Below are 26,172 nucleotides of genomic sequence, written 5' to 3'. Positions count from 1 at the left end.
GAGGCAACACCATGGCGTTCCCCAGGACCCTGAAGCTGATATTGCTGTCGATCCGCGACCTGATCGCTTCGGCGGGGCCGATCGTCTTCATCGTCATCGGCCTGCTGGTCGCGGCCTACTGGTGGCTGCAGCCGCAGCCGCCCAAGCACGTGACGCTGGCCACCGGCCCCACGGGCAGCGCCTACGCGCAGTTCGGCAAGCGCTATGCCGAGGCGCTGCGCCACAACGGCATCGAGGTGGAGCTCAAGCCCACCTCCGGCTCGACCGAGAACCTGCAGCTGCTGCGCACCGGCGGCGCCGACGTGGGCTTCGTGCGCGGCGGCAGCGCCGACCCGGTGGCCGACGAGGAAGCCGGCCTCACCTCGCTGGGCAGCCTGTTCTACGAGCCGATCTGGCTCTTCTACCGCACCGACTCGGCCCAGAAGATCGACCGCAAGACCGCCACGCTGACATCGCTGACCCAGCTGCGCGGCCTGCGCGTGAACGTCGACCTGCCCGGCAGCGGGCTGCCGGACATCATGGAGCGCATGCTCAAGGCCAACAGGCTCGGACCCGACGACCTGCTGCTGTCGAACCTGGAGCAGGCCTCGGCCGCCGAAGCGCTGGAGGCGGGCCTCCTCGACGCCATCGTGCTGTCTTCCGCGCCGCAGTCGCCGCAGGTGCAGCGGCTGCTGCGCTCCGACTCGATCAAGCTCATGGACTTCGGGCAGGCCGACGCCTACTCGCGGCGCTTTCCCTTCCTCTCGGCCGTGACGCTGTCGCGCGGAATGATCGACCTGTCAAAGGACTCGCCGCCGCACGACGTGTCGCTGCTCGCGGCCACCACCTCGCTGCTGTCGCGCGACGAAACCCATCCCGCGCTGCGCCAGCTCTTCGCGCAGGCCGCGCAGACGGTGCACAGCGGCGCGGGCTGGTTCAACCGCGCGCGCGACTTCCCCAACACCCGCACCAGCGAACTGCCGGTGAGCCCCGAAGGCGACCGCGCCATCAACGGCACGCCGCCGGTGTGGCAGCGCTACCTGCCCTTCTGGGCCAGCAACCTCGTCGAACGCATGTGGCTGGTGCTGGGCGGCCTGCTGGTGCTGATGCTGCCGCTGAGCCGCGTGGTGCCGCCGCTGTACCAGTTCCGCGTGCGCCGGCGCGTGTTCCGCTGGTATGCGCGGCTGCGCGACATCGAGGCGAAGGTCGATACCCAGGCGCTGGCGAAGGAGGACGAGCGCAAGTCGCTGCTCGAGGAGCTCGACCAGCTCGACCGCGTGGTCAACAAGGTGGCCGTGCCGCTGTCGTACGCCGACGAGCTCTATGCGCTGCGCAACAACATCTACGCGGTGCGCAAGCGGGTGCTGGCCAAGGCGCCGCAGGCGGGCGTGGCCGGCGCGGCCACGGCAGCGGCGAACGATGCCGTCTGACAACACCCGAAAGACCCGGCCCGCGACCCCGCGCACGCTGATCGACTTCGCGCAGCCGCACGGCGAGGCGGGCAGGCTGCGCCTGTGCTTCGGCGCGCCGTCGCGCGTGCTCGTGGCGCGCACCGCGGCCGAGGTGCGGCCCGTGCTCGACACCGTCGAGGCACTGGCGCGCGAGGGGCGCTGGTGCGTGGGCTATCTGCGCTACGAGGCAGCGGCGGCCTTCGACCGCGCATTCGCCGTGCATGCGGCGGATGGCCCCCTGGCATGGTTCGGCGTGCACGACGAAGCCCTGCCATGGCCCGAAGCCACGGGCGACCACGCCCTTGCGCCCATCGACTGGCAACTCGATCTCTCGCGCGCCGACTTCGATGCCGGCATGCGAGCCATCCATCGCGCGATCGCGGACGGAAAGCTCTACCAGCTCAACTACACCGCCGCGCTGCACGCCGGCTTCCACGACGACGCGCAGGCCCTGTTCATGGCGCTGCGGCAGGCGCAGCCCGACGGCTACACCGCCTTCATCGACACCGGCGAGGAGCAGGTGCTGTCGGTGTCGCCCGAACTCTTCTTCGACTGGCAGGACGACCGCATCCTGACGCGGCCCATGAAGGGCACCGCCCCGCGCGGCGCCACGCCCGCGGAAGACGAGGCGCTTTCGCAGCGGCTGCGCACCGTGCCCAAGGAACGGGCCGAGAACGTGATGATCGTGGACCTGATCCGCAACGACCTGTCGCGCATCGCCCGGCCTTTCTCGGTGCGCGTGCCGCGCCTCTTCCACACCGAGGCGCTGCCGACGGTGTGGCAGATGACCTCGGACGTCGAAGCCCGGGTGCGCGAAGGCACCACGCTGGCGGACGTGTTCGCGGCGCTGTTCCCGTGCGGCTCGATCACCGGCGCCCCGAAGGTGAGCGCGATGCGCATGATCCGCGAGCTGGAGCCCGAGGCGCGCGGCGTGTACTGCGGCGCCGTGGGCGTCGTGCGGCCGGGCGGGCACGCGACCTTCAACGTGCCTATACGCACAGTGACGCTGCGCGACGGCAAGGCCCGCTGCGGCATCGGCAGCGGCATCACCGCCGATGCGCGGGCCGACGCCGAGTGGGAGGAGTGGCGCCACAAGCGGGCCTTCCTGGACCGCGCAGCCGAGGCCGCGACGCCATCGTTCGACCTGCTCGAAACCCTGGCGCTGGCGCACGGCGAGCTGCGCGACGCGCCGGCGCATCTGGCGCGCATGGCAGCCGCAGCCGCGCACTTCGGGCGCCCCTGGAAGCACGCGCTGGTCGCCTCCTGCCTCGACGAACTGAAGGCCCGGCACGCCGCTGGCACCTGGCGCGTGCGCCTGCTGCTCGATGCGCAGGGCACGCCGCGCGCCGAAGCCTTCGCAATGGAAGCGCCGCCCGCGCGCGTGCGCCTGCAGCTCGCCACGCGCCCGTTCGACGAGGCCCACGGCGAATTCACCCGCTTCAAGACCACCCGCCGCGCCCACTACGAAGCCTTCGCGCCCACACAGCCCGGTGCCTTCGACACGCTGCTGTGGAACCGCGACGGCGAGATCACCGAATGCACGCGCGGCAACATCGCCCTGCTGCTCGACGGCCGCTGGGTCACGCCGCCCTTGCGCTGCGGATTGCTGAACGGCATCGGCCGCGCCAACCGCGTGCGCGACGGCCAGCTTGCCGAAGCGGTCGTGCGGGTGGACGATCTGCCCCGGGTGCAGGCCCTGGCCTTCGTGAACAGCCTGCGTGGCTGGCTGGATGCCGACCTGGAAGGCTTTCAAAAATAGTTCGACAAGGCGCTTGACTTAGAGCGCGCTCTAATTTCGAGAATCAATGCCATGGAAACCAGCCTGACCATCGCGGAAGTCGCAGAACGGACCGGCCTCACGGCCCACACGCTGCGGTACTACGAGCGCATCGGGCTCATCGCCGCGGTGCCCCGTGCACCGGGCGGTCAGCGGCGCTATGCGAGCGCCGACATGGACCTGCTGGATTTCCTGTTGCGCCTGCGCGAGACCGGCATGTCCATCCAGGGCATGCAGGCCTTCGTCAGGCTTCGAAGCCAGGGGGACGCCAGCGTCGGCGAACGGCGCGAGATGCTCGAACAGCACCTCGCCGAGGTTCATGCCAAGGTGGCGGCGCTGCAGCAATCCATGCAGGCGCTGTCGCTCAAGATCGACCACTACCGCGAGGTCGAGAACACGCAGAAGCGTCCTCCCAAGTCGGGCAAAGCCCGGAAAGGAAAGACGAGCGATGACGAACACACAACAACAGCAAGACCAGGTTCAAAGCGACAGCCTGCGCTACACGCGTGGCCTGGCCAAGCTCCAGGAGATCGACGGTGAAGGCGGCGTCAAGGTGGTCGAGAGCCTGGCCGGCATCGCGCCGGACTTCGGCCGCCTGCTGATCGAGTTCCCGTTCGGCGACATCTACTCGCGCCCCGGCCTCGACCTGCGCTCCCGCGAGATCGCGACGGTGGCGGCGCTCGCCGCCATGGGCAATGCCACGCCGCAGCTGAAGGTGCACATCCAGGCCGCGCTGAACGTCGGCGTGACCCGCGACGAGGTGGTCGAGATCATGATGCAGATGGCGGTGTACGCAGGCTTTCCGGCAGCGCTCAACGGCCTCTTCGCGGCGCGCGACGTGTTCGCGGCGGACGATGAAAAAAGCGCGCAGGCCCTTGCGGAACCGCGCGCTCTTTCGGAAGCGGCCGAAGCCGCCTGAGGCTTACTTCAGCGCCTTGTAGCGCATGCGTTTCGGCTTGGCACCTTCCTCGCCCAGGCGCTTCTTCTTGTCGGCTTCGTACTCCTGGTAGTTGCCGTCGAAGAAGGTCCACTGGCTGTCGCCTTCGGCAGCCAGGATGTGCGTGGCGATGCGGTCGAGGAACCAGCGGTCATGGCTGATCACCATCACCGTGCCGGCGAACTCGAGCAGCGCGTCTTCGAGGGCGCGCAGGGTTTCCACGTCCAGGTCGTTCGACGGTTCGTCAAGCAGCAGCACGTTGCCGCCGGCGATCAGCGTCTTGGCCAGGTGCAGGCGGCCGCGTTCACCGCCCGACAGCGTGCCGACCTTCTTCTGCTGGTCGGCGCCGTTGAAGTTGAAGCGGCCCGCATACGCGCGGCTGGCCATCTGGAACTTGCCGACATTGATGATGTCGAGGCCGTTCGAGATGTCTTCCCACACGGTTTTCTGGTCGCCCAGCGCATCGCGCGACTGGTCGACGAAGGCCATCTTCACGGTCTGGCCGATGACGACCTCGCCCGAATCCGGCTTTTCCTTGCCCGCGAGCAGCTTGAACAGCGTCGACTTGCCGGCGCCGTTCGGGCCGATGATGCCGACGATGGCGCCTGCCGGGATGTTGAAGCTCAGGTTGTCGATCAGCATGCGGTCGCCGAAGGACTTGCTGACGTTCTTGAACTCGAACACCTGGCTGCCCAGGCGTTCGGCCACAGGAATGAAGATTTCCTGCGTTTCGTTGCGCTTCTGGTATTCGACGTCGCTCAGCTCCTCGAAGCGGGCCAGGCGCGACTTGCTCTTGGCCTGGCGTGCCTTCGGGTTCTGGCGCGACCACTCGAGTTCCTTCTTCAGGGCCTTGGCGTGGGCTTCCTCGCTCTTCTGCTCCTGCGCCAGGCGCTCGCCCTTCTGCTCGAGCCAGGTGCTGTAGTTGCCCTTCCATGGAATGCCGCGGCCGCGGTCCAGTTCGAGGATCCACTCGGCGGCGTTGTCCAGGAAGTAGCGGTCGTGGGTGATGGCCACCACGGTGCCCGGGAAGCGCTGCAGGAACACTTCGAGCCACTCGACCGATTCGGCGTCCAGGTGGTTGGTCGGTTCGTCGAGCAGCAGCATGTCGGGCTTGCTCAGCAGCAGGCGGCACAGCGCCACGCGGCGCTTTTCACCGCCAGAGAGCACGCCGATCTTGGCGTCCCAGGCCGGCAGGCGCAGGGCGTCGGCGGCGATCTCGAGCTGGTGCTCGGAGTCGGTGCCGGCGGTGGCGATGATGGCTTCAAGTTCGGCCTGCTCGGCGGCAAGTGCGTCGAAATCGGCGTCTTCTGCCGCGTACAGCTCGTAGACCTCTTCCAGGCGCTTCTTGGCCGCGTTGACGGCGCCCATCGATTCCTCGACCGATTCGCGCACCGTGTGCTCGGGATTGAGCTTGGGTTCCTGCTCCAGGTAGCCGATGGTCAGGCCGGGCATGGGCAGCGCCTCGCCCTCGATTTCCTTGTCGACGCCCGCCATGATCTTGAGCAGCGTGGACTTGCCCGAGCCGTTCAGGCCGAGCACGCCGATCTTGGCGCCGGGGAAGAAGGACAGCGAAATGTCTTTCAAGATCTGCCGCTTGGGCGGCACGGTCTTGCTGACACGGTTCATCGAATAGACGTATTGAGCCATGTGTGGTTTTGTTACCTTGGGTAGCGGGATTCGAGGGAATGCGCGGTCGCCGGAATGGAGGCATTCGGGCGCGGCAAACCACCGATTATCGACTCATGCGACAATAGGCTCCGTTGGCGGGTCCAGTTGCCCGCGACACCGGCTCTCTGCCGGGGACGAAGAAAGGCCCATTTCACCCTTTTGCGAGGGCGGACTTTCCGGCTCCCACCCCTGACCCTCATCTGCCTTGACTGGCTCGGCGTCAACAAGACGCCAAGCGGGCCGATGCCACTGCGCCGTGTATGGCGCTTATTGTTTTCAATGACTTTTGACGAACTGAAGCTGGCTCCCGCCATCTTGAAGGCTGTGCACGAGCACGGTTACGACACCCCCACCCCCATCCAGGCGCAAGCCATCCCCGCCGTCCTCGAAGGCCACGACCTGCTCGGCGGCGCCCAGACCGGCACCGGCAAGACCGCCGCCTTCACGCTGCCAATGCTGCACAAGCTCACCATGAGCCGCAGCGCCACCAACAAGTTCGGCGGCACCGGCATCCGTGCCCTGGTGCTGACCCCCACGCGCGAACTCGCCGCGCAGGTCGAAGAGTCGGTGCGCACCTACGGCAAGTACCTGCAGCTCGACTCGACCGTGATCTTCGGCGGCGTCGGCATGAACCCGCAGATCAGCAAGCTCAAGAAGGGCGTCGACATCCTCGTGGCCACCCCCGGCCGCCTGCTCGACCTGCAGCAGCAGGGCATGCTCGACCTGGGCCAGGTCCAGATGCTGATCCTCGACGAAGCCGACCGCATGCTCGACATGGGCTTCATCCACGACGTGAAGAAGGTCCTGGCGCTAGTGCCCAAGGAAAAGCAGAGCCTACTGTTCTCGGCCACCTTCAGTGACGAGATCCGCGACCTGGCCGCCACGCTGCTGCGCAACCCGCAGAGCATCCAGGTCACGCCGCGCAACACCACCGTGCAGCGCATCACCCAGGTGATCCACCCCGTAGGCCGCGGCAAGAAGAAGGCGCTGCTCGCGCACATCATCAACGAGAACAATTGGAGCCAGGTGCTCGTGTTCACGCGCACCAAGTTCGGCGCCAACAGCGTGGCCGAATTCCTCACCAAGAACGGCATCGAGGCGATGGCGCTGCACGGCAACAAGAGCCAGAGCGCCCGCACGCAGGCGCTGGCCGGCTTCAAGAGCGGTGAACTCCGCGCGCTGGTGGCCACCGACATCGCCGCCCGCGGCATCGACATCGACGAGCTGCCGCACGTCGTGAACTACGAGATCCCCAACGTCAGCGAAGACTACGTGCACCGCATCGGCCGCACGGGCCGCGCCGGCTCCAGCGGCGAGGCCGTGAGCTTCGTGTGCCTGGACGAGGAAGGCTTCATGCAGGAGATCGAGCGCTTCACCAAGCAGACGATCCCCGTGCAGGTCATCGAGGGCTTCGGCCCCGAGGAAGGCGAGCGCGCCGAACCCATCGCCATGGGCCGCCAGACCATCTGGGGCGGCGCCGGCCGTCCGCCGAGCCGCGAAGTCATGCAGGCGGCCGCCAAGGCCGCACGCACCGAGATGCTGCAGCGCATCCGCGAGAACAAGGCTGGCCAGGGTGGCGGCAACGGCGGTGGCAATGGCGGCCAGCGCCGTGGCGGCAGTCAGGGTGGCGGCAACGGCCAGGGCCGTAGCGCCAACGGCGGCGGCCAGGGACAGGGTCAAGGCCAGGGCCCGCGCGGCCAGGGCGCGCGTCCGCAGCAGCAGCCTCGTAATCCGCAGGGCCCCGCACGCGCTCCGCAGCATCACCATCACGCGCCGCACGAGGAGCGCCAGCCGCGCCATCACGGCAACAGCCACAGCCCCACGCAGGCCAACCAGGTCGCGCACCTGCGCGCCGAATCGGTCGGCGGCGGCGCCGGCCAGCCTGATCCGCTTCGCACCAGCGTCGACCACATGGGCGGCCGCGGTCGCGGTGGCCGTTCGGGTGGCGGTGGCTACGGTGGCGGCAACCGTTCGGGCGGCGGTGGCCGCTCGGGTGGTGGCGGCGGCTACGGCGGTGGCAATCGCTCCGGCGGTGGCGGTGGTGGCGGCCGTTCGTTCGGCCGCTGACAAGGCACTGCGAGCAGCACGCCTGCTTGAAAACTGAAAGGGCACCTCGGTGCCCTTTCTTTTTGTCCTCGCGCAGCAGCTGCCCTCAGCGGGGTGGTGCCGTCTGCGCCCGGATGTTCCTGGCGATGCGGGTCGCGAGCGCGACTACCGCGTCGTCATAGCTCGCGGCAACCGCCTGCGGCTGGGCAACCAGTTCGCCGAAACTGCCCCAGCGGTGGCCCGGGTTCGCCGGCACATTGACCGTTGCGTCTCCACTCGCATCGGCCCCGTAGTACAGGGTTTCTGAATAGACGGTGTCCCCGTCCTTCGAATCCATCAGGTAGGCGCTCACGTTGACCCGCGGAACATAGTCGGTCGAGAAGCGCGCCGAATACATGCCGACCTCGTTGAAGTACACGTGCAGCACCGGCTCGGTGGTCGGCAGCTTGCTGTAGTCGATGTTGTCCGGCGACGCCGCCGGTCGCGACACGGCCTCGAGTGCTTCTGCCCGGTAGCCTTGCGCATTCAGTTGCTGCACCAGCGCAGCCGTCAGTTTCGGGCCCATCCCGCGGCGCACGGCTTCCATGCGCTCATTGAAGTCGGCACCCTTGATTCGGTCGGCGATCGACTGCCACAGCACGCCCAGGGGGATGCCTTTGTTCTCGGTGTGCATCTTTTCGATGGGAGCGGCGGGGATCACCATGATGCGGGTGATCCTGGGCAATGGCGGCGGCGTCCTGGGACCGCCGGAGCCGCATGCGACGAGGGCGGGCAGGGCCGCGCAAGTCATCACCTGCCCCAGGGTGCCCAGAAAACCGCGCCGATGTGTCATGACCTCGCCGCTCATTGCTCGACCGCCGTAATCCTCTTAACCCCTTCGGAAGGCGGCTTGGCCGCGGCCTCCCCGAGCTGCACCGCGTAGCCGTAGTCGGTCAGATACACATAGCTGTTGGTCCGACCGAGCGAGTCGCGCTCCATGCGGCATTCCAGGCGCTTGGCCTCGCCGCTCAGTTCGGCATGGAGCTCAGCAGCCGCGCTGACACCGACGATCTTGCAGACAGTCGTGTAGTCGTAGGTCACTCCGCCCATCATGCTGAACAGGCTCAGTTTCTTTGTGGCGTAACGCAGCTCCGAGCCGACGGTCATGCGTTGCCAGTCCCCGGTCAGCGAGAGATCGGTCATGACCTGGCTGATGGTGGCGGAGCCGGGGAGGAAGTTGACGAAGGCGCTCAGATCGATCAAGCCTGCGAACGAGGCGAATTGCGCCCGTGTGCCATCCGCATCCCTGGAGCGGGCTCGGAAAATGGAAGCTGCCGCATCCGGCTCGATCTGCACCTCGCTGCGGGTCGAAGTCGTCTTCCCGTCTCGGGTCCATGTGCCTTCGAGCACGATGCGCTTCAGGCGCTTGGGCGCCGGCGGAAGCCCCAATTGCGAGATGGCGTTCGTCACCTGCGGGCTGATTGCCGTCAGGCCCCGGGGATCGGGCATTGCCTTGGCGCGAGGAGCGAAAACAGCCAACGCCTGCACTGCCGAAGCGCCGCCACAGGCCGCTTTGAAGAGCGCCAGGTAGTCCGAGTTCGTATCGGCGCCGATCACGCTGGGTTTCGCCTTGGTGCCTTCGACCCGACCGTCCGTGACCCGACCGCGCTCGTCGACGTCGAAGCCGCTCATCTGGGCATAGGACTTCGTCTGGCATTCGAGCCTGAAGCGCTCGCGCTTCTGGCCGAACGGGGCCCGGTAAGGCAGGTCGAAGTCCATTCGCGGATAGTCGAACGCACCCCAGAAGAAGAGTGCGCCGTCAGATGTCTCGACGCTTGCGATGTCGATGAGCGTGAATGTCCCGTCGGGGCTGCGTTGCACTTCGCGCCAATCGGGCCGCGCCGCCTGGCACGCACGCCCGACTTCGGGCAGCGCTTTCAGGGCCTGTGCCTGGCGCTCCACCAATTCCTTGCGCACGCCGTAGCGCGGCCCGGTGACTGGATAGCTTCGGCCAGCGCGCAGATCGGAGTAGAGCAACCACGCCTGCTCCGCATTGCACGAGACAGTGAAGTTGCGGGTCTCGGGCCCGTCTTCCAGCGCAAAGGAAACGTGATCGTCGATGCGCAGCAGGCTGTGTTCGACAAGTTTGCCGCCGAACGACATCGACGGATTGCCTCGGGATGCGCAACCGGCAACAAGCAACGTCGCCACGGCGCACGCGGTGATATGGGTGAGCTTCATACATTCCGCCCCCGGGCGGCTCCCTCGTTTCATTGTTGTTTCTGCAGCCGGCCTCGACGTCGAATGACATGGGCGGTGCATCTTGGCCCGGAATCGTAACCCGAGCCACAATCGTCACCCCATGCAATACATCCCGCCCAACTACGCCACTCTCTTCGTAGCCACCTGCAATCTCCTCAACCTCGCGGCCCCGAACCGCGTGTACTACGAGAACCAGGACGCCTACACCGAGCGCGAGTACGAGCGGAAGATCGACTGGATCGGCGAGCGCTTCCGCGCGCTCAACGCCGACGTGCTGGCGGTGCAGGAGGTGTGGGACGAATCGGCGCTGAAAGCCTGCATCGGGCGCAGCGGCCTGCGCTACGACTTCATCACGGTGCCTGGCGCGGAGAACACGGCGCCGCCAGGCAGCCCCGAAGGCACGCCCGCCCGGCCAGGCGCACAGGGCACGCCGCGCGTAGGCATCGCGACGCGGCTGAAGGTGGACGAGATTCGCTCCTTCGTCGACTTTCCACCCGGCTTCGGTGTCGATGTACCAGGGCTCGGCCCGCACACGCGCTTCGAGCGGCCTCCCCTGCTGGCCACGGTGCGCATGAAACACGGCCAGCAGGTGCACGTGCTCACGGTACACCTGAAGTCCAAGCGCCCCAAGTTCCTGCAGGACGCCCAGGGCAACCACCTGGAAGACCGCGACGACCGCAAGGTGGGCGTGATGGCCTCGCTGCGCTCGCTGCTGATGCGCGGCGCCGAGGCCGCCGCCCTGCGCTGCATCGTGATCGACCTGCTGCAGGGCACAAACGTGCCGCTCGTGGTGATGGGCGACTTCAACGACAACCCGCACAGCGTGACCACGCAACTGGTGGCGGCCACTTCGGAGGTGGCCTACGACAAGGCCGCGCGCGACGTGGCGCTCTTCAACGCCTACGAGATGCAGGGCGAGGCGGCGTTGAAGAAGGACGTGGCCTACTCGCACGTCCACCAAGGCTACCCGGAGGTGCTCGACCAGATCTTCGTGAGCGAGGAGTTCGTCGCCACCAGCCGGCACAGCCTGGGCGACGTGCGGCGCGTCGACTATTTCAACGACCACCTGCACGAAGGGCGCGACCGCTCGCGCTCGGACCACGGCTTCGTGCGCGCCCTGCTTCGGCTGCGCACGGCCTGAACGACGCCGCCCAGCGCGACTCAGCCCATGCGGCGGCCGGTCTGCCGGTCGAACAGGTGCACGTTCTCCGACTCGATGGCCAGGCGCACGATGTCGTCGGGTCCGGCATCGACGCGGCCGTGCACCGCGAGCACCAGCCTGGCTTCGCCGACCTGCACCAGCAGTTCGGTTTCCGCGCCCGTGGGCTCGACCACGATGACCTTGGCCTCCACGCCGTGCGAGCCGCCGCCGAGCGTCATGTCGCCAGGACGGACGCCGTAGTGCACCGATTGGCCATCGGGCACCGCGGTGGCCACGGGAACGGGCCAGCGCGCGCCCTGCGCCTCGACCCAGCATTCGCCGCCCGAGCGCCGCACCGTGCCCTCGATGACGTTCATCGACGGCGAGCCGATGAACTGCGCGACGAACAGGTTGTCGGGCCGGTCGTACAGCTCCAGCGGCGTGCCGATCTGCTCGATGATGCCGTCGTGCATCACGACGATGCGGTCGGCCATGGTCATGGCCTCGATCTGGTCGTGCGTGACGTAGACGGTGGTGGTCTTCAGCCGCTGGTGCAGCGCCTTGATCTCGGCGCGCATCGCCACGCGCAGCTTGGCGTCGAGGTTCGACAGCGGCTCGTCGAACAGGAACACCTTCGGGTCGCGCACGATGGCGCGGCCCATGGCCACGCGCTGTCGCTGGCCGCCCGAGAGTTCGCGCGGATAGCGGCCCAGCAGCGCGTCGAGGTTGAGGATCTTCGCGGCCCTGGCCACGCGCTCGTCCGTCACCGACTTGTCGGCGTTGCGCAGGCGCAGGCTGAAGCCCATGTTCTCGCCCACCGTCATGTGCGGATAGAGCGCGTAGCTCTGGAACACCATGGCGATGTCGCGGTCCTTCGACTCGAGGTCGTTGACCACGCGGCCGTCGATGACGATCTCGCCGCCGCTGATGTCCTCCAGGCCCGCGAGCATGCGCAAGAGCGTCGACTTGCCGCAGCCCGAGGGGCCGACCAGCACGACGAATTCGCCGTCGGTGATGTCGAAGCCCAGGCCCTTGATGATCTGGATCTTGCCGAAGGATTTCTGGATATTGCGAAAGGATACGGATGCCATTTTTTCGTTTCCTGCGTGAGCTCTTTCAGCTCTTGACCGCGCCGGCGGTGATGCCGCCGACCATGTAGCGCTTGAATGCGTAATAGATCGCCGCCGGGGGCAGCGCGTAGATCAGGCCGGTGGCCATCAGCAGCTCCCACGGCGAATCGTCGGCCGAGAGGAAGTTGCCCAGCGCCACCGCCAGCGTCACGCTCTTGTCGTTGGACAGCAGCAGGAAGGCATAGAGGTACTCGTTCCAGGCCAGCAGCAGCGAATACGTGCCCACGGCCACCAGCGACGGCACCATCAGCGGCAGGTACACGAGGCGGAACAGCTGCAGCGGCGATGCGCCGTCCATGCGCGCGGCTTCGTCGAGCTCGTAGGGCAGCTTGTCGGAAGCCTGCTTCAGCACCCAGATGCAATACGGCGAGGCGATGGTCACCATCGCGAGAATCAGCGCCCACTGGCTGTTGAGCAGGCCGTAGTTGCCCATGGTCTTGTACATGGGCACTGCGAGGAAGGCCGCCGGGATGAAGTACGTGAACAGCGCCATGTTCATCACCGTGCGCCCGCCGCGCACGCGCAGCCGGCTGATGGCGAACGCGGCAGTGGTCGCCACGAAGAGCGTGAGCGCTCCCACCGAGACCGCGATCAGCAGCGAGTTCCACAGCTGCAGCCAGAAGTGGTCGAGGTAGAAGTGCTTCTGCTGGAACACGATGCGGAAGTTGTCCAGCGTCGCATTCTTGGGCCAGAGGTGGCCGGAAGTCGCGGAGTCCTTCGACGAGATCGCGAACAGCACCATGTGGTAGACCGGGATCAGCGTCCACAGCAGCACCGGAATGCCGATCAGCAGCAGCCGGGCCTCGGTGAGCACGGCCTTGGGAGTCCAGCGCTTCATTTCGAGAGCCTCTTCATCATGAAGTACACGAGCGGCAGAACTAGCGGCATCGCCACCACGATGGACGCCATCGACAGGTCGACCTGGTCCAGCCGCAGGTAGCGGATGCCCAGCGTGGCAAGCACGTGCGTGAGGTCGGCAGGGCCGCCGCCGGTCAGCAGGTAGACGCTGTTGAAGTCGCCCAGCGTCCAGATCATCGAGAGGATCAGCGAGGTGATGTAGAGCGTCTTGAGCGCCGGCCAGCTCACGAAGCGGAACTTCTGCCACGACGAGGCGCCGTCGACCGAAGCCGCTTCGTACTGCTCGGTGGGAATGGCCAGCCGGCCCGCCACCAGGATGAGCGTCCAGAACGGCAGCGACTTCCAGATGTGCACGATCATCGCGAAGGCCAGCGCCAGGGAAGGATCGTTGAGCCAGTTGGGGCCGTCGGCGCCGGTCAGGCGGAAGATGGTGCTGTTGATCACGCCCCACTCCGGGTTCAGCATGAAGCGGATCGACAGGATCGTGGGAATGGAGGGCATCGCCCACGGGAGGATGAAGATCGCCGAGACGATCTTGATCCACCAGCGCGATGTCACGAAGAAGCCCGAGAGCACCAGCGCCACGAGCATCTTGAGGTTGATCGCCACGACCAGGAAGATGGCCGTGTTGATCACGGAGCGGAAGAAGATCGGGTCTTCGACCAGCTTCACGTAGCTTTGCGGATGGCGGGCAAGCCAGAGCCCGTAGCCCACCGGGTACAGCACGAACACCACGAACACCAGCAGGTAGGGCACGACCATGACCGCGCCCCAGAACTGCCAGCGCGCATGCCGCGCTGCGGGATTGACGACAGGCGCCGGTGTGGTCGACGCGGCGGCGGTGGCAGTGGCGCTCATGGCATGCTGCTGTTGTTGGTGGCGACGTGTGCCGTACGTGCGCGGCTTACTGCCCCGCCACCGTCTTGATGCGGGCGATCATCTCGTCCACTGCCTTGTCCACCGGCACCTTGTCGGTGACGATGCGGTTCATGGCCTTGGCCCAGACGTTCTCGTTGTTCAGCACGGTGAACTTGTAGTTCTTCGTGAATTCGAAGGTCACGGTGCCGGCGGCGTACTGGTTGTAGACCGACAGGCGGTGCGGATCGGCCTTCCAGAAGTCACGCTGCTGCGCGGCCTTGGTCACCGGGAACCAGCGACCCAGCGAGCCCTCGACGTAGGGCGTGAGGTTCTCTTCCTGCATCAGGAACGACACGAACTCCTTGGCGCGCGCCTTGTTCTTCGCGTCCTTGAAGATCACGCCAGTCTTCACCGCCGTGCGATAGACCATCTTGCTGCCGTCGGGCTTGTTGGGGAAGCCGGCCGTGCGGATGCGCTCGGTGTAGTTCTTGCGCGCTTCCTCGCGCTGCTCGGGCGTGAGCGAGGCGTTGTTCGAGTCGTCGAGCCACTTGGCGGCGATGGAGATCGTCGCGTTGTGCGTCATCACGGTCGTCTTGTTGTGGAAGGCGACGTTGTTGTCCGGGTCCTTCCAGCTGGTGGAGGAAGGCGGCGTGCAGCCCTTGGTGTAGGGCATGGTGTAGTCGGTCATGGCGCCGATCAGGCCGGTGCGCACCTTCGGGTCGTCGACCAGCAGCTTGCCGTTGTCGTCCACCAGCTTGACGTTGTAGGCGTCCATGAAGGTCAGGAACGAATAGAACGCGTCGCTCGAATCCACGCCCATCGGCATGCCGATGCCGAAGTTGCGCTTGCCGCTCTTCTGCCGGCTGGCGGGCTGCACCTTCTCGCACCAGAACGACCAGTAGTCCTTCCACGCGGTGGGAATGTCGGACTCCTTGAACCCGGCCTCGGTCAGCATGTCGAGCCAGTACTCGATGTGCATCGTCTGCTGCTTGATCGGGAAGGCGTAGTACGCCTTGCCCTTGGTCTGGTCGTTGTAGAGGTAGGTGGTCTCCAGCGTGTTGGGCGCGAAGCGGTCCTTCATGGGCGTGAGCACGCTGCTGATGTCTTCCAGCTTGCCGTCGAAAGCCCACTTGCCGGTGACCTGGAAGTCGTACACGTCGGCGTACGCCACGTCGGGCGGGCTGCCGGAGTCGAGCGCGGACACGGTCTTGGGGATCATGTCTTGAATGGGGTACTGCGAGAGTTCGATCTTGACGTTCTTGTTCTTCTCCTCGAACTTCTTGATGGCGGCGTACAGCGCATCGTCCTCGGCCTTGTAGAAGCCCTTGACCCACCAGACGGTGAGTTTTTCCTGCGCGGCGACGTGGCCTGCCGACAGCAGGCCCATCGCGACCAGCGTCGGCGCGATCAGCGACTTGACGAGTTTCATGGACGTTGTCTCCTTCTCTTCTTGGGGTGGAATCTGCTCGGCGCGCGAGCGTGGGGTGGAAAACCTGATGAGGACTGCCGGCGGGACCCGGACGGCTAGCCGGCCTTGAGCCGTGGCGGCGGCCGGCTCAAGCGCGGCAACCTGCGGCGCGAGCCCAGCACGTCCTCGATGTCCTGGCGGGCGCCGTCGATGAGCCGGAGGATCGCGCGCTCCGCGACGTCGGGGTCGTGCACGATCACCGCGTCGAGCACCGCACGGTGCAGCGGCAGCGAGAGCGCGGGGCCGTCGGGCTTGGTGGTCGATATCTCGAAGCTGGTGCGCAGCAACGCGTTGAGCACCTTGCTCATCTGCGCAATCATCCTGTTGCGCGCGGCGCCCAGCAGGCCGTTGTGAAAGCGCAGGTCGAAGGTGACGTAGTCGCCGCCGTTCTCCACCGCTTCCTTCATGCCGGCATAGGCACGCTCGATCTCGTCGATGTCTTCGTTTGTGGCTCTCTCCGCGGCCAGCCGCACCGCCGCCGGCTCCACCGCGCGGCGCAGGTCCTGCAGGTCGCGCAGGAACTCGGGCGTGAGGCCGGCGCGCGCCTGCCAGGTGATGACGTCGGGGTCGAACCAGTTCCACTTGTCCTTGGGCAGCACGCGCGTGCCGACCTTCGGGCCCGTCACGATCAGGCCCTTGGCCGCCAGCGACTTCACCGCCTCGCGCACCACGGTACGGCTCACGCCCAGTTCCTCGCCGAGCACGGGCTCGGAGGGGATGGACGCGCCGATCGCATAGCGCCCCGACACCACGGCTTCACCGAGGAGTTCGAGCGTGCGACCGTGGATGTTCTTGATCATGCGTGATGTGAAAACTGGTATCCCGCCGCTCGAAAACACTAAGGCTCCGGCGTGTTGTTCGCGCTTATCATATGATGATTGAAACGCTCTATCGGCAGGACAAACCCTGAGGGTCGAGCCCACGCTTCGACAACAAAGAGAGACATTCCATGAGCACCTCCCCGAAGAAAAAGCCCGAAGAACTTCGCAGCCAGCAATGGTTCGGCCGCCACGATCGCGACGGCTTCATCTACCGAAGCTGGATGAAGGGCAAGGGTGTTCCGCACGACCAGTTCGACGGCCGACCGGTCATCGGCATCTGCAACACCTTCAGCGAACTCACGCCCTGCAATTCGCACTTCCGCACGCTCGCGGAGCAGGTGAAGATCGGCGTGTACGAAGCGGGTGGCTTCCCGCTCGAATTCCCCGTGATGTCGCTCGGCGAGACTCTGCTGCGGCCCACCGCCATGCTGTATCGCAACCTCGCGAGCATGGACGTGGAAGAAAGCATCCGCGGCAACCCGCTCGACGGCGTGGTGCTGCTCATGGGCTGCGACAAGACCACGCCCGCGCTCATGATGGGCGCCGCCAGCGTCGACCTGCCGACCATCGGCGTGTCGGGCGGCCCGATGCTCTCGGGCAAATGGCGCGGACAGGAGCTCGGCTCCGGCACCGGCGTGTGGCAGATGAGCGAGCAGGTGCGCGCCGGCACGCTCAAGCTGCAGGAATTCTTCGAGGCCGAGAGCTGCATGCATCGCAGCCACGGCCACTGCATGACGATGGGCACCGCCAGCACCATGGCCAGCATGGTCGAGTCGCTGGGCATTGGCCTGCCAGGCAACGCGGCCTACCCTGCCGTGGACGGCCGCCGCAACGTGCTCGCGCGGCAGGCGGGCCGGCGCATCGTCGGCATGGTTCATGAAGACATGAACATGTCGAAGATCCTCACGCGCCAGGCCATCGAGAACGCGATCAAGGTCAACGCGGCCATCGGCGGCTCGACCAACTTCGTGATCCACCTGCTGGCCATCGCGGGGCGCATGGGCGTCGAACTCACGCTGGAAGATTTCGACCGCCTCGCCTCCGAACTGCCCTGCTTGGTGAACCTGCAGCCCTCGGGCCAGTTCCTGATGGAAGACTTCTGCTACGCGGGCGGCCTGCCGGTGGTCATCAAGGAGATCGCCGACCACCTGCACAAGGACGTGATCACCGTCACCGGCCAGAGCATCTGGGAGAACGTGAAGGACGCGGAGAACTTCAACCCGCAGGTCATCCGCACCCTGGCCGAGCCCTTCAAGGACAAGGCCGGCATCTGCGTGCTGCGCGGCAACCTCGCGCCCAACGGCGCCATCATCAAGCCCAGCGCGGCCACGCCGGAGCTGCTGGTGCACAAGGGCCGCGCGGTGGTGTTCGAGAGCGCCGACGACCTGCACAAGCGCATCGACGACGAGAACCTCGACATCGACGAGCACTGCATCATGGTGCTCAAGAACTGCGGGCCCAAGGGTTACCCCGGCATGGCCGAGGCAGGCAACATGCCGCTGCCGCCGAAGGTGCTGCGCAAGGGCATCACAGACATGGTCCGCATCAGCGACGCGCGCATGAGCGGCACGGCCTACGGCACCGTGGTGCTGCACACCGCGCCCGAGGCGGCCGCCGGAGGCCCGCTGGCGCTGGTGCAGGACGGCGACATCGTCGAACTCGACGTACCCAACCGCAGGCTGCACCTGCACGTGAGCGACGAAGAGCTCGCGAAGCGCCGCGAGAAATGGGTCGCGCCCAAGGCGCCGCTCGAATCCGGTTACTGGAAGTTGTATGTCGATACGGTGCTGCAGGCCGACCAGGGCGCCGACCTGGCCTTCCTGCGCGGTCGCCGCGGTGCCTTCGTGCCGCGCGACAATCACTAGATGACAAGACTGGTAGCGATCGACTGGGGCACGAGTTCACTGCGCGGCGCGCTGCTTGACGCAGGCGGCAAGGTACTGGAAGAGCGCAGCGATGCGCGCGGCATTCTCACCGTGCCCGAAGGCGGCTTTCCCGCCGTCTTCGACAAGCTGTTCGGCGACTGGATGCGCCTCGAGGGCGCGCGCTGCCTGATCTCCGGCATGGCCGGCAGCAAGCAGGGCTGGGTGGAAGCGCCCTACTGCGCCTGCCCCGCCGGCCGCGTGGAAGTGGGCCGCACGATCATCGACATCGACGCAGTTCCGGGTGCGCGCATCGCGATCGTGCCGGGCCTGAGCGACGAGCATGCGGGCGTGCCCGACGTGATGCGCGGCGAAGAGGTGCAGATCTTCGGCGCGATGGAACTCACCGGCCTGAGCGAAGGCCTCTTCGTGCTGCCCGGCACGCACAACAAGTGGGCCACGGTGAAGAAGGGCCGCGTCGCGGGCTTTCGCACCTACATGACGGGCGAGTTCTACGCGCTGCTGAGCCAGCACTCGATCCTGGCGCGCACGCTCGATGCATCGGCGCCGCTCGACGAGGCGGCCTTCCTCGAAGGCGTGACCCGCTCCGAGAACGGACACGGCCTGCTCCACAACGCCTTCGGCACGCGCACCCTTGCGCTGTTCGAGCGCATGCCGAAGGAAGAGCTGTCGAGCTACCTCTCGGGCCTGCTGATCGGCGAGGAGCTGCGCACGCAGGCGCTGCAGGCGTCGGGCGAAGTGATCCTGATCGGCTCGTCGGCCCTCACCCAGCGCTACACGCTGGCGCTGCGCGCCACCGGCGTCGCCACGCGCACGCTCGGCGCCGAAGCCACCTGGGCCGGACTGCATGCGCTGTCCGGCTTTCTCGATTCCGACAGGACTCCCGCATGACCGCCCCCACTCCCCTCGAAAAATTCGACGCCGCGATGCGCGAGCTGCCGCTGGTGGCCATCCTGCGCGGCCTCTCGCCCGCCGAGGCTGCCGACGTCGGCGACGCCATCGTCGAGCCTGGCTTCCGCCTGCTCGAAGTGCCGCTGAATTCGCCGCAGCCGCTCGAGAGCATCGCGCTGATGCGCAGGCGCTTCCCGCAAGCGCTGGTCGGCGCCGGCACGGTGCTGGGCGCGCAGCAGGTGCGCGAGGTGCATGCAGCCGGCGGCGAGTTGATCGTCTCGCCGAACTTCAACGCCGAAGTCATCGCCGAGGCGGTGCGGCTGGGCATGGTCTGCCTGCCCGGCGTGATGACGCCGACCGAGGCCTTCGGCGCGCTCGCGGCCGGTGCCACGGGGCTCAAGCTGTTCCCGGCCGAGCTGGCCTCGCCCGCCGTGGTGAAGGCCCTGCTGGCCGTGCTGCCCACCGGCACGCCGGTGATGCCCGTGGGCGGCATCGCGCCCGACAACATGGCCGGATGGCGCGCGGCCGGTGCCGCCGGCTTCGGCATCGGCTCCTCGCTCTACAAACCCGGCAAGCAGGCCGCGGCGGTGCGCGAGGACGCCCGGAAATTCGTCGCGGCCTGGAAAGGCCTCACGCTCGCCTGACCCCCAAGAAGAAACAGGAGACCCCCACCGATGTCCGCCGATGCCCTCTACGCCAGCCCTGCCGTGCGCAAGCTGCGCGAAGACCTCGCCCTCGCCCTGCGCGCCGCCGACCATCACGGACTGTCGGAAGGCGTCTGCAACCACTTCAGCGTGATGCTGCCGGGCGCCCAGGACCGCTACCTCATCAACCCGCGCGGCCTGCACTGGAGCGAGATCGGCCCCGACGACATCGTGCTGATCGACGTGCATGGCGAGGTGCTGGCGGGCCGCCACCGCGTGGAGCCCACCGCCCTCTTCATCCATGGCGCGGTGCACCGGCTCACCGGCCATGCGGTGGTGCTGCACTGCCACATGCCGTACGCCACGGCGCTCACGATCACGGTCGACCGCGCGCTCGACCCCACCGCGAGCCAGAACGCGATGCGCTACATGAACCGCATCGCCATCGACGCCGAATACAACGGCCTCGCGCTCGACGACGCCGAGGGCGAGCGCATCGCCCGCGCGATGGCCGGCAAGGACGTGGCCTTTCTCGCGAACCACGGCGTGATCGTGGCCGGCGGCACCATCGCCCATGCCTACGACGATCTCTACTACCTGGAGCGCGCCTGCCTGCACCAGGTGATCGCGCAGTCGACCGGCCGCCCGCTGGTGCCCGTGAACCCGAAGCTGGCAGCCCACGTGGCAGCGCAGATCCAGGGCGAGCGCGAGCAGTCCGACCTGTTCTTCGAGGCATTGCGCCGCCTCCTGCCCGCTCCGCGCGGCTGAACCTTCGGCCGATAGAGCCGATGGCCTACCCGCGGAGGTGTTCCGCGGTGAAAAGTCCATTCACAATTGTGTCTTGCCCGTGCCGCACGCCGTGCGCACGGGTTACAGCTCTTCATCCGATTTCGCTTCAGCCTTACATCAACTTAACAAAGGGCAGCGAGGATGAGGCTTCCAACTCACAACCGGGGGATCAGATGAAAAAGCTCACTTTCGCATTCGGCGCCGCGGCCCTGCTCTCGCTGGCCGCCATCAGCGCACCCGCCCAGGCACAGACGGGCGGCTCGTTCATCCAGGCGCAGGTGTACGTCGTTCCGGCGCCGCCGCCGCCGCGCCGCTATTACGCGCCGCCGCCTCCGCCGCACCATTACTACGGCCCGGGCTACCGCCATGGCCACCACTACGACCGCCGCTGGGACGACCGCCGCCGCTATGGCCGCCGGGACAACGATGGCGATGGCGTGCCGAACCGCTACGACCGCCGTCCCAACAACCCGTACCGCTACTGAGCGGAATGAACGAGACCCGGGCCCCGCGCCCGGGTTTTCCGTTCAGGCTGCCTGGGGCACGCTCGCGTAGGGCGGCGTCGGGCTCGACAGGCCCTGCTTGAGCTGCCGCGACGTGTCGTCCGCAAGCACCTCGGCCTGGCCTGCTTCGAGGCCGGCCAGCGCCTGGCGCGCCACGTCGTCCGGGGATGCCTTGGGCAGGCCTTGGATGTGCGACGTCATGTCGGTGTCCATGTAGCCCACGTGCAGGCTCGTGACCTGCGTGCCCTGCCCGGCCAGTTCGTTGCGCAGCCCGTTGCTCAGCGACCACGCGGCCGACTTGGTCGCGCTGTAGGTCGCCACGCTCGGGAAGGTGGTCCAGGCCAGCGCCGACAGCACGTTGATCACGCCGCCGCCGCCGTTGGCCGCGAGCACTGGTGCGAAGGCCTGCGTCACCGCCCACAGGCCGAAGAAATTGGTTTCGAATTCGGCGCGCGCCGCGGCCACCGCATCGGGCGAACCGAGGAAGCTGGAGCCGCGCGAAATGCCCGCGTTGTTGACCAGCACCGTCACGTCACCGCAGGCACGCACGGCCGCCTCGATCTGCGCGGGCTGCGTCACATCGAGCGCCACCGGCGTCACGCCGGGCAGGTCGATGCTCTTGGGGTCGCGCGCCGCGCCGTAGACCTTGCGCGCGCCCGCTGCGAGCGCAGCCTTCGCAAAGGCGAGACCGAGGCCGCGATTGGCGCCGGTGATGAAGACCACGGAGTCCTTGATTTTCATGACGAGTCTTTCGTTGGTTGATGAATGAGTCGATAGCCGGATTTCAGGCCTGCGCCATGCGCCGCAGCAGTCCGGTGGTGGTGCGCGGCCAGCCCACGCGGCCGAACCAGGCACCGCCCGCGATGGCCGATGCGGTCACGACGCCGTACACCGCCAGCGCCACGCCCTGCGCCGCGAACACGCCGGTGAGCCCGGCGCCCCAGTTCAGCGCCAGCCAGCCGCCGCTGGCCGCCACCGCCAGGCGCGCGATGTTGCCGAGCATCGGCCACAGCAGCCGGCCCGCGCCTTGCGAGGCGAAGTACAGGACCAGCCCGACGCCGAAGAGGCCGTACATCGGCCCGACCACGCGCAGGTAATGCGCGCCGGTTTCCAGCATCGCGGGGTCGTTGCCGAACAGCAGCAGCCACGGGCGCGGGAACAGCGCCGCCGCGAGGCCGATGGTTTCCGTGAGCGTGAAGGCCAGCGCCGCGCCGGCCCAGGTGGCGCGCAACGCCCGCTCGCGCAGCCCCGCCCCCATGCAGGTGCCGACCATCGCCACCAGCGGTGCGCCCAGGCCGAACACCAGCGGCACCAGCAGGTATTCGAGCCGCGATGCCGTGCCGTAGCCGGCCAGCGCGCCGGAGCCAAAATGGCCGGTCAGCGCGGTGGCGATGCCGATGGAAAGATTGGTCGCCACCGTCGACACCGCGCCCACCAGCCCGATGCGCAGGATGTCGCGGAACAGCGGCCAGCGCAGCTTCAGCGCGTCGAGCGTGGGCTTGAGCAGGCTGCGCGGCGAGCGCAGGTAGGCGATGAGCGCGATGGAGCCCAGCAGGTAGTACAGCAGCAGCGCGATCGCGCCGCCCGCGATGCCCATGCCCGGCAGCGGCCCGATGCCGAAGATGAGCAGCGGCGATGCCGGAATGAGGAACACCACGCCCACCACCGTCACGTTGGCCGGCACCGACATGTTGCCGGTGCCGCGGATGATGGCGCCGAGCGAGTTGAAGAGCCACACCAGCGTCGCGCCCGCGAACACCCAGTTGGAATAGGTGAGCGCGGCTTCCAGCGCAGCCCCGGTGCCGCCCATCACGCCATAGAGCCAGCGCCCGCCCAGCAGCAGCGCCAGCGTGAAGCACAAGCCGAAGCCCAGCGCGATGACGATGGCGTGCCACACCAGCGCGTTCGCATCGTCGCGGCGGCGCGCGCCGAGTGCGCGGGCGATGGACGAGGCGATGCCGCCGCCCATGGCGCCGCTGGAGGTCATCTGCATCAGCATCACGATCGGAAACACCAGCGCCATGCCGGCGAGCGCATCGGTGCCGAGCTTGCCGACGAAGTAGGTCTCGATGAGGCCGACGCAGGCCTGCGCGACCATCACCAGCACGTTGGGCGCGGCAAGGCGCAGCAGCGTGGGGACGATGGGCGCCTCGAGCAGGCGGCGCGTGCGCGGGTCGAGTTCGGTGGAGCCGTGGGGTGCGGTCATTTCTGGCGCCTTCTTGGTTCAGGCGCGGGCCGCAGCCGGCGTGGCCGACGATCCGGACTTTGCCGCGGGACGGCGGATGGTCATCACGATCAGCGCCGCCACCAGGCAGGCTGCACCGGCGGTGTAGAGCGCCGGGGTGTAGGTCAGCAGCAGCGTGCGTGCGAAGCCGGCGCCATAGGCAGCAGTTGCGGCGCCCAGTTGGTGCGCGGCGAAGACCCAGCCGAACACCAGGCCGACCTTGGCGGGACCGAAGGCGGCGCCGGCGAGCTTGACGGTCGGCGGCACGGTGGCGATCCAGTCGAGGCCGTAGAACATCGCGAAGATGCCCAGGCCGTAGATGGTGAATTCCGAGTGCGGCAGCCAGAACAGCGACAGCCCGCGCAGGCCGTAGTACCAGAAGAGCAGCTTGCGGTTGTCGTAGCGGTCCGAGAGCCAGCCCGAGAGGATGGTGCCCACGAAGTCGAAGGCGCCCATCATCGCGAGCACCGAGGCGGCGGGAACCGCGCTCATGCCGTAGTCGCCGCACAGCGAGATGAAGTGCGTCTGCACCAGCCCGTTGGTGCTCAGGCCGCAGATGAAGAAGGTGCCGGCCAGAACCCAGAAGGTGCGGTTGGTCGAGACTTCCTTGAGCACGCGGAACGGCGTGGCGAAGTTCATTGCAGGTGCTGCCGCGGCGGGGGCTGCAGGCTGCGTGCCGGGCGCTTCGCCATACGGCAGCAGGCCGACGTCGGAAGGCCGGTTGCGCATGAAGCAAAGCGCCAGCAGGCCGATGAGGATGGTGCCGATCACGATCGGCACGATGGCCGAGCGCCAGCCCCAGTGCTCGATCATCCAGGCCGCCAGCGGCAGGAACGCCAGCTGCCCCGTCGCCGAACTGGCCGTGAGCATGCCCACCACCAGCCCGCGCCGTGCGACGAACCAGCGGTTGGCCACCACCGCGCCGAGCACCAGCGCGGTCATGCCGGTGCCCAGGCCCAGCATCAGGCTCCAGAGCACGAAGAGCTGCCACAGCTGCGAGGCCATGGTGACCAGCGCCATGCCCAGCCCGACCAGCGCGAGGCCGGTGCAGACCACCGCGCGCAGGCCGTAGCGCTCCATCAGCACAGCGGCGAAGGGGCCCATGAGTCCGAAGAGCGCGAAGCGCAATGCCAGCGAGGAGGAGATTCTGCTCGGTGCTCCAGCCGAACTCCTTGCCCAGCGGCTGCAGCATGGCGCCCGGCAGGCCCAGCGCGGCCGACATGGTCAGCATGGTGAGGAAGGTGATGGCGGCGACGATCCAGCCGTAGTGGATGCCGCGGCGCTGCAGCCATGCGGAAACGGGTGTGGCGAACATGGGGCCTCTGCTGTTGGAATTGAATGGAGGAAAAAGAAGGCGAAACGGATCCCTCGCGCGGCCGGGCGCACGATGAGCGGGTTGGTCGTGGGTAAAGAAAAAGTTGAGGGGTCAGTCGTCGCTGGCGGGCTCTTCATCGCCGCCCAGCAGTTCCATGGCCTCGTCGATCAGCAGGTGCAGCGCGAGCACGCGCTCGACGCCCAGCAGCGCATTCAGCTTCTGCTGTGCGGTCTTCCAGTGCGCCAGGGCTTCGCGCCGCTTGACCTCGCCTTCCTCGGTGAGCTGCACCAGCCGGCTGCGCGCATCGGCGCCCGCGCTCTGCGCGATCCAGCCCGCGAAGATCAGCGGCTGCAGGTTGCGGCTGAGGGTGGAGGCGGTCATCTTGAGCTCGGCCGCCAGGTCGACCGGACGCGTGGGGCCGAGCCGCGCGAGGTGGGACAGCAGCGAGTACTGCGTGGTCTTGAGGCCGCTTTGCGAGACCTCGGCGTCGTAGTGCTGCGAGAGTCGTCGCGACAGCTGGCGCACCTTGAAGCTGGTGCAGCCGCGTGGCTTGGTGGGGGTGTCCATGGGCTATTATTGTATGTGCAACTATTGCATATGCAATCAACACCCCGGGACAAAGCCCCCAGAAGGAACACAGGCATGACACAAGCCGCCAGCCAGCTCGACGCATGGATCGCCGAGGAACAGAAGATCACCGGTCGCCTCGAGGCCGGCCCGGGCCCCGGCCTCGCCCGTCCCGACCAGATCGCCGGCAAGACCGGCCTCGAGATCATGCAGGCGATGCTCAACGGCGACATTCCCTACGCCGCCATCGCAAAGACGCTGGACTTCACGATCATCGAGGCGCGCCAGGGCGTGGCCATCTTCCAGGGCACGCCGCTGCCGCAACACCTGAACCCGCTGGGCACCATCCACGGCGGCTGGGTCGCGACGATGCTCGACTCGGCCCTGGGCTGCTCGGTCCACACGATGATGCCGCCGGGCCGCGCCTACACCACCGCCGAGCTCGGCGTGAATTACGTGAAGGGCCTCACGCCCAAGGTGCAGCGCGTGCGCGCCGAAGGCAAGGTGATCCACTGCGGCAAGCAGCTCGCCACCGCCGAAGCCCGCCTCTACGGCCCCGACGGCACGCTGTACGCGCATGCCACGACCACTTGCCTGGTGTTCGAGGTGCCCGCAGCGCGCTAGCGGACCGGGCAGGAAGGCGCCAGCACCACGAAGCGGGCGCCCCAGAGCAGTACCAGCCCCAGGCCCACCCACAGCAGCCAGTGCGGCCTGCGCCGCCGCACGGACAGCACCGCGGCCACGACCAACAGCGGAACCAGGTACGCGAAGGATTCGATCCGCGCGTCCAGCCCGTGGTCGATGGGCAGGGTGCAGAAGGTCAGCCCGTCGCCGCGCATCGCCGGGTCTTCCAGCATCCACTCGTAGCGGTTGCGCGGGATGGCGAACAGCATCGCGGCGCAGAACAGCGCATAGAGCGCCGACACCACCGCGAAGATCGATGCGGAAGCGGACCTCTTCAGGCTCATCGAATCGCGCGCG

At 67.4% G+C, this 26,172-nt stretch carries 24 protein-coding genes and 1 pseudogene; 12 read left to right on the top strand and 13 right to left on the bottom strand.

The window, feature by feature from the left end; all coding sequences use genetic code 11:
- Positions 1–11 precede the first annotated feature (11 nt).
- The 4 genes from ACHMXA_RS13365 to ACHMXA_RS13350 are packed head-to-tail and all read left to right on the top strand — an operon-like array spanning position 12 to position 4,126.
- Positions 12–1,409 carry a TAXI family TRAP transporter solute-binding subunit gene (locus ACHMXA_RS13365; protein ID WP_176664826.1) on the top strand — a complete coding sequence of 466 codons (1,398 nt, stop codon included), beginning with the start codon at positions 12–14 and terminating at the stop codon, positions 1,407–1,409.
- The gene (gene pabB / locus ACHMXA_RS13360; RefSeq protein ID WP_395320939.1) at positions 1,399–3,189 is read left to right on the top strand and encodes an aminodeoxychorismate synthase component I; all 1,791 of its coding nucleotides are present in this window, start codon (positions 1,399–1,401) and stop codon (positions 3,187–3,189) included. The genes ACHMXA_RS13365 and pabB overlap by 11 nt, the downstream gene beginning before the upstream one ends.
- Before the next feature lie 51 nt (positions 3,190–3,240).
- Positions 3,241–3,747 (top strand): MerR family transcriptional regulator, encoded by a 507-nt coding sequence (locus ACHMXA_RS13355; RefSeq protein ID WP_395320937.1) that lies wholly within the window; start codon positions 3,241–3,243, stop codon positions 3,745–3,747.
- Entirely contained in the window at positions 3,656–4,126 is a 471-nt protein-coding gene (locus ACHMXA_RS13350) for a carboxymuconolactone decarboxylase family protein (protein WP_395320935.1), read from the top strand. Before ACHMXA_RS13355 ends, ACHMXA_RS13350 begins: the two co-directional genes overlap by 92 nt.
- Positions 4,127–4,129: 3 nt before the next feature.
- Here the strand turns inward: ACHMXA_RS13350 and ettA are convergent, their stop codons facing one another.
- Positions 4,130–5,791, bottom strand: a complete 1,662-nt coding sequence (ettA, locus tag ACHMXA_RS13345) for an energy-dependent translational throttle protein EttA (RefSeq protein ID WP_176664822.1) — start codon at positions 5,789–5,791, stop codon at positions 4,130–4,132.
- A gap of 300 nt (positions 5,792–6,091) precedes the next feature.
- On the opposite strand from ettA, the gene ACHMXA_RS13340 reads away from it, so the two are divergent.
- The gene (locus tag ACHMXA_RS13340) at positions 6,092–7,879 is read left to right on the top strand and encodes a DEAD/DEAH box helicase (RefSeq protein ID WP_395320933.1); all 1,788 of its coding nucleotides are present in this window, start codon (positions 6,092–6,094) and stop codon (positions 7,877–7,879) included.
- 85 nt (positions 7,880–7,964) lie between these two features.
- On the opposite strand, the gene ACHMXA_RS13335 is transcribed toward ACHMXA_RS13340, so the two are convergent.
- Positions 7,965–8,705 (bottom strand): hypothetical protein, encoded by a 741-nt coding sequence (locus ACHMXA_RS13335; RefSeq protein WP_256098969.1) that lies wholly within the window; start codon positions 8,703–8,705, stop codon positions 7,965–7,967.
- Positions 8,702–10,078: a hypothetical protein gene (locus ACHMXA_RS13330; RefSeq protein ID WP_176664820.1), complete on the bottom strand. Its 1,377-nt coding sequence runs from the start codon at positions 10,076–10,078 to the stop codon at positions 8,702–8,704. Before ACHMXA_RS13330 ends, ACHMXA_RS13335 begins: the two co-directional genes overlap by 4 nt.
- A 121-nt stretch (positions 10,079–10,199) precedes the next feature.
- Here ACHMXA_RS13330 and ACHMXA_RS13325 point away from each other — a divergent pair, with 121 nt between their 5' ends.
- Entirely contained in the window at positions 10,200–11,240 is a 1,041-nt protein-coding gene (locus tag ACHMXA_RS13325) for an endonuclease/exonuclease/phosphatase family protein (RefSeq protein ID WP_176664819.1), read from the top strand.
- A 20-nt stretch (positions 11,241–11,260) separates the two neighbouring features.
- Here the strand turns inward: ACHMXA_RS13325 and ACHMXA_RS13320 are convergent, their stop codons facing one another.
- The 5 genes from ACHMXA_RS13320 to ACHMXA_RS13300 all read right to left on the bottom strand — a co-directional run bounded on the left by ACHMXA_RS13320 (position 11,261) and on the right by ACHMXA_RS13300 (position 16,354).
- Positions 11,261–12,331: an ABC transporter ATP-binding protein gene (locus ACHMXA_RS13320; protein ID WP_176664818.1), complete on the bottom strand. Its 1,071-nt coding sequence runs from the start codon at positions 12,329–12,331 to the stop codon at positions 11,261–11,263.
- Positions 12,332–12,356: 25 nt separating this feature from the next.
- A complete protein-coding gene (locus ACHMXA_RS13315; protein WP_176664817.1) occupies positions 12,357–13,208 on the bottom strand; it encodes a carbohydrate ABC transporter permease in 852 nt (283 codons plus the stop codon).
- Entirely contained in the window at positions 13,205–14,086 is an 882-nt protein-coding gene (locus ACHMXA_RS13310; RefSeq protein WP_176664816.1) for a carbohydrate ABC transporter permease, read from the bottom strand. The genes ACHMXA_RS13315 and ACHMXA_RS13310 overlap by 4 nt, the downstream gene beginning before the upstream one ends.
- A gap of 46 nt (positions 14,087–14,132) precedes the next feature.
- The gene (locus tag ACHMXA_RS13305; RefSeq protein WP_395320929.1) at positions 14,133–15,515 is read right to left on the bottom strand and encodes an ABC transporter substrate-binding protein; all 1,383 of its coding nucleotides are present in this window, start codon (positions 15,513–15,515) and stop codon (positions 14,133–14,135) included.
- A gap of 95 nt (positions 15,516–15,610) precedes the next feature.
- Positions 15,611–16,354 (bottom strand): FadR/GntR family transcriptional regulator, encoded by a 744-nt coding sequence (locus ACHMXA_RS13300; protein ID WP_176664814.1) that lies wholly within the window; start codon positions 16,352–16,354, stop codon positions 15,611–15,613.
- Between the two features lie 149 nt (positions 16,355–16,503).
- On the opposite strand from ACHMXA_RS13300, the gene ACHMXA_RS13295 reads away from it, so the two are divergent.
- From ACHMXA_RS13295 to ACHMXA_RS13275, 5 genes are all read left to right on the top strand, one after another.
- Positions 16,504–18,240: an IlvD/Edd family dehydratase gene (locus tag ACHMXA_RS13295; protein ID WP_176664813.1), complete on the top strand. Its 1,737-nt coding sequence runs from the start codon at positions 16,504–16,506 to the stop codon at positions 18,238–18,240.
- On the top strand, positions 18,241–19,149 hold the full coding sequence (locus ACHMXA_RS13290) for a 2-dehydro-3-deoxygalactonokinase (RefSeq protein ID WP_176664812.1): 909 nt from the start codon (positions 18,241–18,243) through the stop codon (positions 19,147–19,149).
- Positions 19,146–19,793 carry a 2-dehydro-3-deoxy-6-phosphogalactonate aldolase gene (locus tag ACHMXA_RS13285; protein ID WP_176664811.1) on the top strand — a complete coding sequence of 216 codons (648 nt, stop codon included), beginning with the start codon at positions 19,146–19,148 and terminating at the stop codon, positions 19,791–19,793. Before ACHMXA_RS13290 ends, ACHMXA_RS13285 begins: the two co-directional genes overlap by 4 nt.
- Positions 19,794–19,823: 30 nt before the next feature.
- On the top strand, positions 19,824–20,561 hold the full coding sequence (locus ACHMXA_RS13280; protein ID WP_176664810.1) for an aldolase: 738 nt from the start codon (positions 19,824–19,826) through the stop codon (positions 20,559–20,561).
- Positions 20,562–20,755: 194 nt separating this feature from the next.
- Positions 20,756–21,067, top strand: coding sequence for a hypothetical protein (locus ACHMXA_RS13275; RefSeq protein ID WP_176664809.1), 312 nt, complete (start codon positions 20,756–20,758; stop codon positions 21,065–21,067).
- 42 nt (positions 21,068–21,109) lie between these two features.
- On the opposite strand, the gene ACHMXA_RS13270 is transcribed toward ACHMXA_RS13275, so the two are convergent.
- From ACHMXA_RS13270 to ACHMXA_RS13255, 4 genes and pseudogenes are all read right to left on the bottom strand, one after another.
- Positions 21,110–21,826 carry an SDR family oxidoreductase gene (locus tag ACHMXA_RS13270; RefSeq protein ID WP_176664808.1) on the bottom strand — a complete coding sequence of 239 codons (717 nt, stop codon included), beginning with the start codon at positions 21,824–21,826 and terminating at the stop codon, positions 21,110–21,112.
- 43 nt (positions 21,827–21,869) lie between these two features.
- Positions 21,870–23,291, bottom strand: a complete 1,422-nt coding sequence (locus ACHMXA_RS13265; protein ID WP_176664807.1) for an MATE family efflux transporter — start codon at positions 23,289–23,291, stop codon at positions 21,870–21,872.
- Positions 23,292–23,309: 18 nt separating this feature from the next.
- Positions 23,310–24,624 (bottom strand): annotated as a pseudogene (locus tag ACHMXA_RS13260) (MFS transporter).
- 111 nt (positions 24,625–24,735) lie between these two features.
- Positions 24,736–25,191, bottom strand: coding sequence for a MarR family winged helix-turn-helix transcriptional regulator (locus ACHMXA_RS13255; protein ID WP_176664805.1), 456 nt, complete (start codon positions 25,189–25,191; stop codon positions 24,736–24,738).
- 75 nt (positions 25,192–25,266) lie between these two features.
- On the opposite strand from ACHMXA_RS13255, the gene ACHMXA_RS13250 reads away from it, so the two are divergent.
- The gene (locus ACHMXA_RS13250) at positions 25,267–25,815 is read left to right on the top strand and encodes a PaaI family thioesterase (RefSeq protein ID WP_176664804.1); all 549 of its coding nucleotides are present in this window, start codon (positions 25,267–25,269) and stop codon (positions 25,813–25,815) included.
- On the opposite strand, the gene ACHMXA_RS13245 is transcribed toward ACHMXA_RS13250, so the two are convergent.
- Positions 25,812–26,159: a hypothetical protein gene (locus tag ACHMXA_RS13245; RefSeq protein ID WP_395320928.1), complete on the bottom strand. Its 348-nt coding sequence runs from the start codon at positions 26,157–26,159 to the stop codon at positions 25,812–25,814. The two genes, ACHMXA_RS13250 and ACHMXA_RS13245, sit on opposite strands and share 4 nt — an antisense overlap.
- Positions 26,160–26,172 lie beyond the last annotated feature (13 nt).

It is taken from the genome of Variovorax sp. UC74_104 (genome assembly GCF_044055375.1).
Lineage (GTDB): Bacteria > Pseudomonadota > Gammaproteobacteria > Burkholderiales > Burkholderiaceae_C > Variovorax.
The sequence above is the reverse complement of the archived record's forward strand: the minus strand, read 5'-3'. Positions and strand labels throughout refer to the sequence as shown.